At 48.1% G+C, this 11,848-nt stretch carries 11 protein-coding genes; 3 read left to right on the top strand and 8 right to left on the bottom strand.

From position 1 onward, the window contains the following. Positions 1-57: 57 nt before the first annotated feature. Both EOPP23_RS05965 and EOPP23_RS05960 read left to right on the top strand, forming a co-directional pair. A complete protein-coding gene (locus EOPP23_RS05965; RefSeq protein WP_153765070.1) occupies positions 58-1,080 on the top strand; it encodes a hypothetical protein in 1,023 nt (340 codons plus the stop codon). A gap of 117 nt (positions 1,081-1,197) precedes the next feature. Next, positions 1,198-2,031: a hypothetical protein gene (locus tag EOPP23_RS05960; protein WP_153765069.1), complete on the top strand. Its 834-nt coding sequence runs from the start codon at positions 1,198-1,200 to the stop codon at positions 2,029-2,031. A 76-nt stretch (positions 2,032-2,107) separates the two neighbouring features. Here EOPP23_RS05960 and EOPP23_RS05955 read toward each other — a convergent pair whose 3' ends face one another. The 6 genes from EOPP23_RS05955 to EOPP23_RS05930 all read right to left on the bottom strand — a co-directional run bounded on the left by EOPP23_RS05955 (position 2,108) and on the right by EOPP23_RS05930 (position 8,250). Continuing rightward, the gene (locus EOPP23_RS05955; protein ID WP_153765068.1) at positions 2,108-2,359 is read right to left on the bottom strand and encodes a YfhL family 4Fe-4S dicluster ferredoxin; all 252 of its coding nucleotides are present in this window, start codon (positions 2,357-2,359) and stop codon (positions 2,108-2,110) included. A 57-nt stretch (positions 2,360-2,416) separates the two neighbouring features. Beyond that, a complete protein-coding gene (gene coaD, locus EOPP23_RS05950) occupies positions 2,417-2,905 on the bottom strand; it encodes a pantetheine-phosphate adenylyltransferase (protein WP_153765067.1) in 489 nt (162 codons plus the stop codon). A 186-nt stretch (positions 2,906-3,091) separates the two neighbouring features. After that, entirely contained in the window at positions 3,092-4,195 is a 1,104-nt protein-coding gene (locus EOPP23_RS05945; RefSeq protein WP_228550622.1) for an MBL fold metallo-hydrolase, read from the bottom strand. Positions 4,196-4,223: 28 nt separating this feature from the next. Then, entirely contained in the window at positions 4,224-5,480 is a 1,257-nt protein-coding gene (locus EOPP23_RS05940) for a DEAD/DEAH box helicase (RefSeq protein ID WP_153765066.1), read from the bottom strand. Positions 5,481-5,746: 266 nt separating this feature from the next. Continuing rightward, a complete protein-coding gene (locus EOPP23_RS05935; RefSeq protein ID WP_153765065.1) occupies positions 5,747-7,210 on the bottom strand; it encodes a coniferyl aldehyde dehydrogenase in 1,464 nt (487 codons plus the stop codon). Between the two features lie 62 nt (positions 7,211-7,272). Then, a complete protein-coding gene (locus EOPP23_RS05930; RefSeq protein ID WP_370514686.1) occupies positions 7,273-8,250 on the bottom strand; it encodes a hydrolase in 978 nt (325 codons plus the stop codon). A gap of 267 nt (positions 8,251-8,517) precedes the next feature. On the opposite strand from EOPP23_RS05930, the gene EOPP23_RS05925 reads away from it, so the two are divergent. Continuing rightward, positions 8,518-9,246 (top strand): amino acid ABC transporter ATP-binding protein, encoded by a 729-nt coding sequence (locus EOPP23_RS05925; protein ID WP_153765883.1) that lies wholly within the window; start codon positions 8,518-8,520, stop codon positions 9,244-9,246. A gap of 156 nt (positions 9,247-9,402) precedes the next feature. On the opposite strand, the gene EOPP23_RS05920 is transcribed toward EOPP23_RS05925, so the two are convergent. Further along, positions 9,403-10,542 carry an amino acid ABC transporter permease gene (locus EOPP23_RS05920; protein ID WP_370514683.1) on the bottom strand — a complete coding sequence of 380 codons (1,140 nt, stop codon included), beginning with the start codon at positions 10,540-10,542 and terminating at the stop codon, positions 9,403-9,405. Positions 10,543-10,554: 12 nt separating this feature from the next. Continuing rightward, the gene (locus EOPP23_RS05915) at positions 10,555-11,748 is read right to left on the bottom strand and encodes an amino acid ABC transporter permease (RefSeq protein WP_153765064.1); all 1,194 of its coding nucleotides are present in this window, start codon (positions 11,746-11,748) and stop codon (positions 10,555-10,557) included. Positions 11,749-11,848: the final 100 nt, after the last annotated feature.

The raw sequence follows: 11,848 nt of genomic DNA, 5'->3' as shown, positions 1-11,848 counted from the left end.
TAACAGCAGGCTTTTGCGTCTATCTTGTTGTTTAGAAATAACAACAAGATAGACAGAATGAAAATAACCTTGCTGCTGATGATTCTTCTTTCATTAGCCTCGACTCCCTCTGCCAGTGAGCCTGATTTTTTTGTCAGTCTGGTACGACACTGTTACAGAACCCCGCTTGCTCCCTTGCAACCGGCAGACTGGTCCTCAGGTCCAGGTATGCTGACGAAACAAGGGAGGGAGCAGTGCCTTGAAATCGGCCAGCATATTCGCAGCAGTCTCCTGGCTAAGGATTTTTCAAAACACTGGTATAAAGGACTCAGTCAGCATAAAGCCAGAGGTATTGCCAGAACCAGAGAGAGTGCGGCTCTTATACTGCAAGGTATCTATCCAGATTCATCTGAACAGAAAATCCCTGTCAACAGTCCATCCCCTGATCAGGACTGGCTGCTGGGTGGCCCTCAGAAGTGCGGCAACTTTCGGACTGAAGTCGCCCGGCTGGAACAGTCAGCCCCATGGCTTGAACTACGAAAAAGCTTTAGCCGGCGGTTAGCTGTCTGGAAGGGGTTAACCGGTAAATCTTCTGAAATGCGAACAGTGCTGGAGCTTGCCGATGTGCTGGAAGTTCGCAGCCAAAACCGTTTGCCATGGCCAGAAGCCTTACCGGTTGAGGACAGGGAGTTATTATCTGACCGGGACAGCTGGATACTGACTGAAATAACGTCGGACAGGCGTGTTGCTGAAATAAGCGCTCTGGGTCTGGCTGAAGAACTGGTGCAAGCGTTCGAGCAATATCAGAACTGCCGAAAAACTACCCTGACCGGGTGTGAACGATTCAGGCTGCTACTGGCCAGTGATATCAATATTCTTGCTATGTTGTCATTGCTGGGTGCGCCAAGAGATAGCAATATTTCACTGGGGGCTCATTTGAATATCCGTCTGAATGCTGCGAGTCAGAATATCTCCTTGTGGCTGGATGATAAGCCTCTTTCTATTCCCGGCTGCACTGGCAGCTGTCCTTATAAGATCTGGGTAAAACTGATCAAAAAGGCCGTGGTAGCCCCCGCAATTTGCCGTTCAGCAAACATCTGATTTTACCTGGTGCTCTATAAAGTCGGGAAAACTGTTTGATAATTCTGAACTATATTTACCTCTTTCTATCCAATAATAAAAATATTAACCAATTATCCCTGTGGTTGGAGGAAGTGAATGCGTAGATTGGTTTTAGCAGGCGCAGTGCCTGTTCTCGTTTCAATGGCCCTGTTGCAAGGCTGTAGCAAGCCTCAGGACTGCCCAAAAGTCGCTCCGGTTCAACAGGAATCTGTTAAATCAGGTGCAGAAGAAGAGAGTTATGACTGCAGTTCTCTGGAAGGTGCTGGCCTGCTGAAGAAGACCTGGTGTGACGCTCGTTCTGCTTTTGAAGGCAGCAGTGTTTCAGAAGATATCTCTTCCTTTACGCCTTACCTGACCGGTTTCCGCAATGGTGTTAATGACGCCAGTCAGGCTGAAACCAGTAAAGTAGCCAGAGAAGCTCTTGAAGGTCAGAGAGAGAAGCCGGAAGAAGCCGGTTACCGTGCAGGTTATAAATCTGTGCTGCAGAAAATGGGTATTCACGAATACAACTGTCGCGATTCCGAGCAGACCAGTGAGTTCAAAGACCGCTGGTGTGAAGCAGAAGATGCTTACCGTGTTTCCGGTGTTGGCAGCACTGAAAATCCATTTGTAAGAGGCCGCTTTATCGATGGTTATATGGCCGGTGGCCGCGTAGCCCTGACCGTACCGACCTCAATGGAGGCCTTTCTGGGTGGCGATAACCCTCAGGGTAAGCAATCAGCCATCTTCAAGCCTGAAGGTGACCTGAGACCAACTGAAAATGCTTTCTACAAAGGCTTTGATGATGGTTACAAGGCTATGATTGCCAGTATCAGGGAATCCATCAATCAGGTAATGCAGCAGATGCAGGCACCGAATGGTGGTGGCATGCAGATGCCTGATGGTATGCAGTTGCCAGAAGGGCTAGTGCCTCCGCAGTCTGGGCAGTAATAATAAGTCTGAAAACAAAAAAACCGGAACTGAATTGTCAGCTCCGGTTTTTTTATGATTACATTTGCTTTAAGGCTTACGCCGCCGCAGTAATAATCTCGTATTTTTCCATTAGCTCTTCCTTGGACTCTTCGTTATCAGGGTCTTTAGGAATGCAGTCTACTGGGCAAACCTGCTGGCACTGTGGCTCATCGTAATGACCAACACATTCAGTACACAGGTTTGGGTCGATCTCGTAGATCTCGTCACCCGGGGCAATTGCGCTGTTCGGGCACTCGGGCTCACAAACATCGCAGTTGATGCAGTCATCAGTAATTATAAGGGCCATGGTTTACCTCCGTTGACTCGCGGTCCGTCCTCATGCTTAGTGTTTGTATCTTCAAACTTACTGCTTGCCGGTACCGTATTTTTTGTCGAGAGCTTCCTGAACACAGGGTGCAACGAATTTGCTGATATCTCCGCCCAGAGATGCAATTTCGCGTACCAGTGTGGAGGATATATAGGAGTACTGTTCAGCAGGTGTCAGAAACAGGCTTTCAACACTGGGTGCGAGAACACGGTTCATATTGGCCATCTGAAATTCATATTCGAAATCAGACACAGCCCTCAAACCGCGGAGAATAACCTCTGCTTTCTGGTCTTCCAGAAAGGTAGCCAGCAAAGAACTGAAGCCGGTTACTGAAACATTGTCCAGATGGCTGGTGACCTCTTCCGCCATTTCAACCCGGTCTTTCAGGTCAAACAGGGGCTTTTTTTTCGGACTTTCGGCGACAGCGATGACAACATTGCCAAAGATTTTTGCTGCCCGCTCTACCAGGTCAAGATGACCTTTGGTAATTGGATCAAAAGTGCCGGGATAGATAACCTTGCTCATTGAAAGTGCATTCCTGCTAGCGTCCCACGAGATTCACTCATTGCCGGAAAGCGACAGAATCTCAATCAATACAAGCGGCTGATGTTAGCGAAATCGGCCATAACTCACAAATAGTAGAGAGAGTATTTTTGTTCGGTAAGCCGAAGGCAGACAAAAAATATCTGCCATCTTCCACAATATGAATGATTATTCAGCGATTAGAGCTTGCCACCAGGGTTTGCTGATCTGCTTTTTGCCCTGTTGAACAATCTGTCCCATTTCGGGCGTAAGCAGCTCGATGTTGTCCTTTTCTGCCAGAGACTGAATGCGTTCCAGTGGCTCAAACCAGGCATGGGTAGACAGGTCAAAAGTGCCATTGTGAATAGGAACCATGACCTTGCCTTTCACATCCTTGAAGGCCTGAATGCTTTCTTCCGGCATCATATGAACATCGGCCCAGAGTTTGTTGTAGGCGCCGCACTCCATAAACGAATAGTCAAAAGGGCCAAGCTTTTCGCCAATGGTCTTGAAGCCATCAAAGTAACCACTGTCACCACTGAAGAACAAGGCTGTTGTATCGTTTTTAATAGCCCAGGAACTCCACAGGGTTTTATCGGTATCAAACAGTCCACGCCCTGAAAAGTGCTGTGAAGGTGTGGCAGTGAATTCGATGCCGGAGAGTTTGATGCTGTCCCACCAATCCAGTTCGGTAACCTTTTCAGGCTCTACGCCCCAGCTTGTCAGCGTGCTGCTCAGACCAAGAGGTACCAGGAAATGGTTAACCTTGTCTTTCAGTTTGCGAATACTGCCATGATCCAGATGGTCATAATGGTTATGGGAGATCACCACGCCTTCAATTTCTGGTAACTCATCAAGGCTGATCGGTGGCTCGTGGAAACGCTTTGGCCCAGCCCATTGTACGGGCGACACGCGTTGACTGAAGACCGGGTCCAGCAGCCAGTTTTTACCGTTCAGCTGAATCATCAGGCTGGAATGCCCCAGTCGTACAAACTTGAAAGGTGCTGATGGGTCGGGTTTGAAATCTTCTGCCAATAGCGGTGTAACAGGAATGTCTGTGATCGGAACGGATTCAGAGTTTTTGTTGAAATAGTACTCTTTACTTGCTGCAAACAGGCCGACCTTATTCGTTCTGGGAGAAGCATTATCAAACTTGTCCTTCGTCTCTGAGTACTGAGGAGAGGACGTCAGTTGTTTGTTGTCAGTGGACTGCTTGTTCATAAGTGTGCCGCAGGCTGTTATAAAAAGAATAGTTACCACTAATATAAGTGTCAGGCGTTTCATGCGTTTCATGCGTCCCTCCATAATTCGACTGACCAGTTCAGGATGAACGTCGATGGTTGCCGGTTTTCTTGCCAGAAGCTCTGTCTTTAAAACGTCGCTTCTGTGCGTTGCGAGAGTTCTTCCTGTTGCTCGGAACCTCTCGGGTCATGTCCGGTTCAAAACCGGGATACCACGACTGTGATAGTCGGTTATCGAGAACAACTTCAATCTCTTCCAGTAAATACTCTTCACCCAGGCTCATAAAGGAAACAGCCAGACCTTCATTCCCCGCCCGTCCGGTACGGCCTATTCTGTGAATGTAGTCTTCGGCAATATACGGCAGTTCATAGTTAACAACGTACTGCAGTTGTTGTATGTCCAACCCTCTGGCAGCTACATCGGTAGCGACCAATGCCCGTACCTTGCCTTCCTTGAATTCGGCCAGTCCTCGTTCTCTGGCGCCCTGAGACTTATCACCGTGAATGGCCAGTGCTTTTATGCCATCTTTTATCATTTCTTTCGCAAGTATGTCTGCACCTTCTTTGGTACGAACAAACACCAGCACCTGCTGCCAGTTTTTTGAGCCAATCATATAACTGAGCAGTTCACGCTTGCGATCTTCATCGACCATGTAAACGGCCTGCTCTACACGTTCTGCAGCGGTATTACGTGCATCTACTTCAATCAGCTCAGGTTTTTTCAGCAACGTTTTACTGAGCGTAAAAATCTCATCGGTGAAGGTCGCAGAAAAAAGCAGAGTCTGACGGTCGGCCGGAATCTTTTTCATGATGCGTTGAATATCGATGATGAAACCCAGGTCGAGCATACGATCCGCTTCATCAAAAACAAGGTGTTTCAATGCAGACAAGTTAACAGATCGCTTCTGCATCAGGTCAAGAAGTCGACCCGGAGTGGCAACAAGAATGTCGGCTCCAGTTTTTAACGCATCGATCTGCGGTTTAAGACTCACTCCGCCATATACGGCAACTGACTTTAATGAAGAGTGTTTGGCGTATGTTTTAAAACTGCGGTGTACCTGTTGAGCCAGTTCACGAGTTGGTGTTAATACCAGAGCCTGTACTGGTCTGATGTTTCCGGATTCACCTTCAACAGAGTTTTTTTCCCACAACTGTTGCAGTATGGGCAGTGCAAATGCAGCGGTTTTCCCTGTACCTGTTTGAGCACCGGCCATCACATCGAGTCCCTTCAGTATCACTGGAATGGCGGCTTGCTGTACAGCAGTAGGAGACTCATACCCTTTGTCTTTCAAAGTCTGAACAAATTCGGAGTGGAGTCCAAGGGAAGAAAAACCCATAAAAATACATGCTCATATAGTGTTTGGTGAAACGCAAAAACTCGTACACGGTCAGTCTTTCTGGTGTGAAAACGGTTTTTAACTTTAAGCGCAACAGAATGCAGGCTAATCATACTTCAGGGAATCAGTAGACAACACAGGATGCATTGGCCAAGGCATTACATACTGGGTCTGGTAACGGCGTATTGAAAGTTATACCCCAACAGCGTCGTTACTCAGGACAGAGTGGCAAAAGCCACTCGTGAGCAAAATCAGCTGGAGCAGGATCAGTTTGAACCAGAAAGATACTTGATCATGGACTGTTTGAAGCTGGTGTCATAGGGAGGAAACAACATACGAACGCTGTTGAATTTACCTTTGCTGACCACAGCTTTCGCTTTGGAAAGAGTCAGGAAACCTTCATGCCCGTGATAGTGACCCATGCCGGAAGGCCCGATACCGCCAAATGGAAGGTCGTCAATCGCTACCTGGAACAGGGTTTCATTGAGGCAGACACCACCGGAGTGTGTTTCCGTCAGAACCTTTTCCTGCACCTGCTTGTCGCCACCAAAATAGTAGAGAGCCAGAGGTCTTGGACGACTGTTGACGTAATCAATGGCCTGATCAATAGAGTCGACACCGATGATGGGCAGTAGTGGCCCAAAGATTTCTTCATGCATTACCGTCATGTCATCAGTAGGGTTTAGAATCAGGTGTGGCGGCAAGCGACGGGAGCCGTCAGAAACCTGCTCATTCTCTGGAATAACAATGTCTGCGCCTTTGGCTCTGGCATCCTCAATATGTCCGAGCAGTCGGTCATGTTGGCGCTTGTTAATAATGGCGGTGTAGTGAGGGTTATCGCTGACCTTGGGGTACATGGTACTGAAGGCTTTCAGGTAAGCATCAATAAATTCCTGCTGACGCTCCTTCTTCACCAGAATATAGTCCGGTGCCACACAGGTCTGGCCGGCATTCAATGATTTTCCGTAACAGACCCGTTCTGCAACCTCGGACATAGGGAAGTCGCTGTCGACAATAACCGGTGATTTACCACCCAACTCCAATGTTACTGGTGTCAGGTTCCTGGCTGCAGCATTCATAACATGTCGGCCTACCTGAGTAGAGCCGGTAAACAGAATATGGTCAAAGGGCAATGCCGTAAACTGAGCGCCAACTTCTGCTTCGCCATTAATCACGGTCACTAAATTGTCAGGGAAAATATCGGCAATGATTTTGGCAAGCAGCTCTGAGGTTGTTGGTGTGAATTCAGACATCTTGACCATTGCCCGATTGCCAGCTGCAAGAGCAGTAGCCAGTGGACCCACGGCCAGGAAAACGGGGTAGTTCCAGGGGACAACTATGCCAACCACACCGAGAGGTTGATAAATAACCTTGGCAGACACTGGTTGCATGGTAAGCGGTACACGTCGCTTACTGAATTTTGTCCATTTACCCAGCTTCTTGCTGCAATAATCAATGTAATTCAGCGAAGGCATAAACTCGGCCAACAGAGTCTCTTCTCTGGCACGACCTTCAAAGTCTTGATTGATGGCTTCAACCAATGCAGCCTGATTGTCCTGCAGGGCTTTCTTCAACGTTGCCAGCCACTCTCTTCTTTGTTCAACAGAAGGGTAGGGGGTATGAAGAAACGCTTTCTTCTGGTTTTTCAGAACTACTTCCATGTCGGTAGTCCTGACGAGGTTTTCAGGCTCTATGCTTGCAGGCTCTATGGTTGTTACTGCATCATTCATGGTCAGGGCGCCTCTTCCGCTCAGCTGCTTTCTATGCAGCGAGTATGGTCATTTTTTGTTTGTTATATTTTCTGTAACCAATGGCAGATTTTCTGCTCAAGCCAGTATACAGGTCTGGCAGCTGAACCACAGATAAAGCCAACGTGCCCGCCATGCTCGGTAATCTCGAGTTTGACATCGCTGGAGAGCTCACGGGAAGAAGGAATAACATCCTCGGTCATAAACGGGTCATCTCTGGAATGGATGATCAAAGTTGGCTGTTTGATAGTGGACAGATAATAACGGGAACTGGACTGCTCGTAGTATTCAGTTCCGCTTTTGAAACCATGCAGGGGCGCTGTAATCCAGTGATCAAACTCCTCAAAGGTTCTGGCTCTGCCTTTCTTAAGCAAACTGTTAAGGAGCTCTGCGTGATCAGACAACCCCTGTTGTGTAAACAGAGATACTTTTTCGTTTATCTGACCGTAAAGTTCTTTGATAAAACGATTGCGATAGATTCTGGAAAAGCCGAAATTCATACGCTGTGCACAAATATCCAGCCTGAACGGCACTGATATCGCTACTGCTGAAGAGAGCAGGCTGTCAGAACCTTCTTCTCCCTGATACTTGAGAAGAATATTACCGCCGAGAGAAAAGCCCACTGCAGCCAAAAGGCGTTCAGGGTATCTTGTCTTTAAGAGTGCCAGAAGGTTTCTCAGTTCGTCACTGTCACCAGAGTGGTAGCCTCTTGGCAGCTGGTTAGGTTCTCCACTGCAGCCTCTCAAGTTAACAGCAACACTCTGCCAACCTATTGCCAGCAATTCCTTTTGAACTCCCAGCAGGTATTTTGAGCGCGAGCAGCCTGTTAAACCATGCAGCAGGACGATCAATGGAGAGCTTTGATTATCTCCGCACCAGTCCAGGTCAAGAAAATCACCGTCCTTGAGTTGTAAACGTTCTCTGGTTCTGGGGAGTTGTTCGTAGCTTCTGAACAGTGGCGACCAGATGGTCTGGGCATGGGCAGAAGAGAGACCTGTCGCGGGTATAAAGTCAGTCGTCACAGTTGAGAGTATTCATTATTGTTTAATATGATTGGAAAGCTTGCCATCAAAAAGAAGATAAGTGAATTTTCTGGAGCAATCGTGCAATAAGCTGATGGGAAAATGCTCTATATGGATATAGAATCCCTAATCAGACAGTACCTGACATCTGTCAAAAAATAACAATAAGACATGAATCGAGAATAAAAAAACATGCACGTAGAAATGCAAAGTAGTCCTGTGGAAACAGCTGTTCCTGATGTCACCATTACCAAACGTGCCAAGACCATGATTGAGCTTGATGGCGTTAACAAATGGTACGGTGATTTCCATGTTTTAAAAGATATAAACCTTACTGTCAGACAGGGCGAGCGTATCGTCGTCTGTGGCCCTTCCGGCTCCGGTAAATCAACCATGATTCGTTGTATTAACCGTCTGGAAGAGCATCAGGAAGGTGATATCAACGTCAATGGTATTGCACTGACCAACGACCTGAAGAATATCGAACACATCCGTAAAGACGTGGGCATGGTATTTCAGCACTTCAATCTGTTTCCGCACCTTACCGTTCTGGAAAACTGCACACTGGCGCCAATCTGGGTACGTAAAATGCCCCAGAAAGAAGCTGAAGAAGTTGCCATGAAGTTTCTGGAAAGGGTTCGTATCGCTGATCAGGCCGATAAGTTTCCAGGCCAGCTGTCTGGTGGTCAGCAACAGCGTGTAGCTATTGCTCGAAGCCTGTGTATGAACCCTGAGGTTCTGTTGTTTGACGAGCCAACGTCGGCACTGGACCCGGAGATGATCAAGGAAGTTCTGGATGTAATGGTTGAGCTGGCCAATGAAGGTATGACCATGATTTGCGTGACTCACGAAATGGGCTTTGCCAGAACAGTAGCGGACCGGGTGATCTTTATGGATGGTGGTCAGATTATCGAAGAGAACACGCCTGAAGAGTTCTTTAATAATCCTGAGTCAGACAGAACCAGACTCTTCCTGAGTCAAATCCTGAGTCACTGATTGAAAACGTGTGATACACGTATCTTGACATCTTAATGCTATTTACCCGCCTACGGCGGGTAAATAGGAGATAAACTTTAATGACTGGATTCTTAATCCAGAAAAAAACCGGAATACTGATAACAGATTCCGGCTTTTTTGTAACAGCTACATTCTTCAGTTCTTATGCCCGGTATCCAGATGGTTTTCAAGCCACTGGCTGTATTGAGACATACCAAAACAGAAAATAAAGAATACCGTTGCACCCACAAAGTAGGCTTCCAGATAGAAAGGCGACCAGGGTGGATCGGAGCTGAAAGCGACTCTAGTCGTGTTCAGTACATCAAACAGACCGATGATCACTACCAGTGAACTGTCTTTAAATGTACCGATAATAGTGCCCACCAATGGTGGTATCGAAACTTTCAGAGCCTGAGGCAGAATAACCTTGAAGGTTGCCTGCCAGTAGCTCAGTCCCATAGCATCAGCCGCTTCATACTGCCCTTTCGGAATGGCCTGCAGGCCACCACGAATAACCTCTGCCATATAGGCTGCGGCAAACATGATGATACCAATCTGGGCACGCAGCAGTTTGTTAATGGTCAGCTCTTCCGGCATAAACAGCGGCAGCAGGAAGGACGCCATAAACAGAATACTGATCAGTGGAACCGCTCGAACCAGCTCGATATAGCTGACGCAGAGTGTTCTGATCAGGTTCATCTGTGAGCGTCGGCCCAGTGCCAGAGCAATACCCAAAGGCAGGGCAAAGACTACCGAGAATACCGCCAGCCCCAGCGTCAGAGGCAAACCGCCCCATTTGCTGGTGGCTACATAAGTCAGCCCGGCAACACCGCCCATCATCAGTATGAAGCAGACGACAATCGCTGCCAGCCATGCAACAATCAGCCAGGGTTTCCAGTAGGCACGAATACCACTGATCAATACCATGCCAATCAATAGAAAGCAGGTCAGCAGTGGCCGCCACTGTTCATCTTGTGGATAAAAACCAAAGAACATAAAACGGTGTTTTACCGAGATCAACGACCAGCAGGCACCACCGGCCTCTTTACAGACAGCCACTGTCTGTTTTGTGATTTCATTGGCGTTGCCCTCCGGACCAAAAATGCTCCAGGTTGCATCGAGGAAAAACCAGTTAACCAGTCCGGGCATGGCCTGCCATAAACCGTAAACACAGATAAGCGTCAGCGCTGTGTTAAACGGACTGCTGAACAGGTTGCCCTTTAACCAACCGGTCAGGCCACTGTTGCTGGCCGGAGCAGGGCGGGAGGGTAAGGGTTCTGAATGAATAATTGCCACAGTACATCCTTCCTATCGTTCGGTCAGAGCAACACTGGCGTTATACCAGTTCATAAACAGAGACGTCGCAAGACTGGTGCAGAGATAAACCAGCATGATCAGACTGATACACTCAACGGCCTGTCCGGTCTGATTCAGGGTTGTTCCGCCGACAGAGACAAGGTCTGAATAACCAATGGCCACACCCAGAGAACTGTTCTTGATCACGTTCATATACTGACTGGTGGTTGGAGGGATAATCACCCTCAAAGCCTGAGGCAGAATCACCAGTCGCTGGCTTCTTACCGGAGAAAGCCCGAGAGAACTGGCGGCTTCTTGCTGACCTTTGTTAACGGCCAGAATGCCGCTGCGAACGTTTTCTGCGATAAAGGCGCTGGTATAAGTCACCAGTCCAATCATCAGACAAAAGAATTCTGTCGTTATCTCAATACCGCCCTTGAAGTTAAATCCTTTCAGTGCCGGCATATCGACAGTAATGCCCTGTGGGGACAGCAACCAGCCGACGAGACCACCTGTTGCCAGCAAGGCAATAAAGGGCCAGAAGACAGGCAGCTGTCGCCCAGTTCCTTTTTGCAGGGTGTTGGCTCTGAAGCGCCAGATCAATGCAGCGGTCAAACCAGCGAGAAGTCCAAACAGCAGGAAATAGAAACCACTGTCGGACTCCAGTGTTGGCAGGAACAAGCCACGGTTGCTCAGGAAAACGCCAGGCACTGGATTAAATGCCTGACGGGCGCTGGGCAGTGCGTGGGTCAGCAAGGCGTACCAGAAAAACAACTGAAGCAGTAGCGGTACGTTTCGCATGTACTCGACATAACCACGGGTCAGGTTCTTAACCAGCCAGTTAGGCGAAAGACGAGCGATACCGATGACGATACCAATGACGGTTGCCAGCAGAATGGAGATCAAACTGACCTTAAGGGTGTTGATAATACCGACCACGAAAGCGCGACCATAGGAGTCCTGCGCCGTGTAGGTGATAGCTGCATCGCCAATATCAAAGCCGGCTCTCTGGGCAAGAAAGTCCAGACCGATAGGGATATTGCGGGCATTCAGGTTCATCACCAGATTGGAGATCAGGTAATAACCTGTGCCCGCAATCAGAGCAAACGTGATGGCCTGAATAATCAGCGAGCGATAAACAGGCTGATTCCAGAAACTGGAGCCTGGTATGGCGCCTGCTCCTGATGGATGAGTAACATTCTTCATGAATGAGCGTACCTGTGTTGATACATCTGCCAAAAAAGGCGAAAGGGTTATGTCCTTTCGCCTCTTTGGTTTTCAGGTATTGGAATCAGAGTTTTTGCAA

This window comes from Endozoicomonas sp. OPT23 (genome assembly GCF_009653635.1).
GTDB lineage: Bacteria > Pseudomonadota > Gammaproteobacteria > Pseudomonadales > Endozoicomonadaceae > Endozoicomonas_A.
The sequence above is the reverse complement of the archived record's forward strand: the minus strand, read 5'-3'. Positions and strand labels throughout refer to the sequence as shown.

Excerpts from the sequence above, each read along its gene's own strand:
- coaD (WP_153765067.1), bottom strand. The coding sequence starts at position 2,905 with ATGAGCAAGGTTATCTATCCCGGCACTTTTGATCCAATTACCAAAGGT.
- EOPP23_RS05925 (WP_153765883.1), top strand. The coding sequence starts at position 8,518 with ATGATTGAGCTTGATGGCGTTAACAAATGGTACGGTGATTTCCATGTT.
- EOPP23_RS05960 (WP_153765069.1), top strand. The coding sequence starts at position 1,198 with ATGCGTAGATTGGTTTTAGCAGGCGCAGTGCCTGTTCTCGTTTCAATG.
- EOPP23_RS05935 (WP_153765065.1), bottom strand. The coding sequence starts at position 7,210 with ATGAATGATGCAGTAACAACCATAGAGCCTGCAAGCATAGAGCCTGAA.
- EOPP23_RS05945 (WP_228550622.1), bottom strand. The coding sequence starts at position 4,195 with ATGAAACGCATGAAACGCCTGACACTTATATTAGTGGTAACTATTCTT.
- EOPP23_RS05915 (WP_153765064.1), bottom strand. The coding sequence starts at position 11,748 with ATGAAGAATGTTACTCATCCATCAGGAGCAGGCGCCATACCAGGCTCC.
- EOPP23_RS05965 (WP_153765070.1), top strand. The coding sequence starts at position 58 with ATGAAAATAACCTTGCTGCTGATGATTCTTCTTTCATTAGCCTCGACT.
- EOPP23_RS05955 (WP_153765068.1), bottom strand. The coding sequence starts at position 2,359 with ATGGCCCTTATAATTACTGATGACTGCATCAACTGCGATGTTTGTGAG.
- EOPP23_RS05940 (WP_153765066.1), bottom strand. The coding sequence starts at position 5,480 with ATGGGTTTTTCTTCCCTTGGACTCCACTCCGAATTTGTTCAGACTTTG.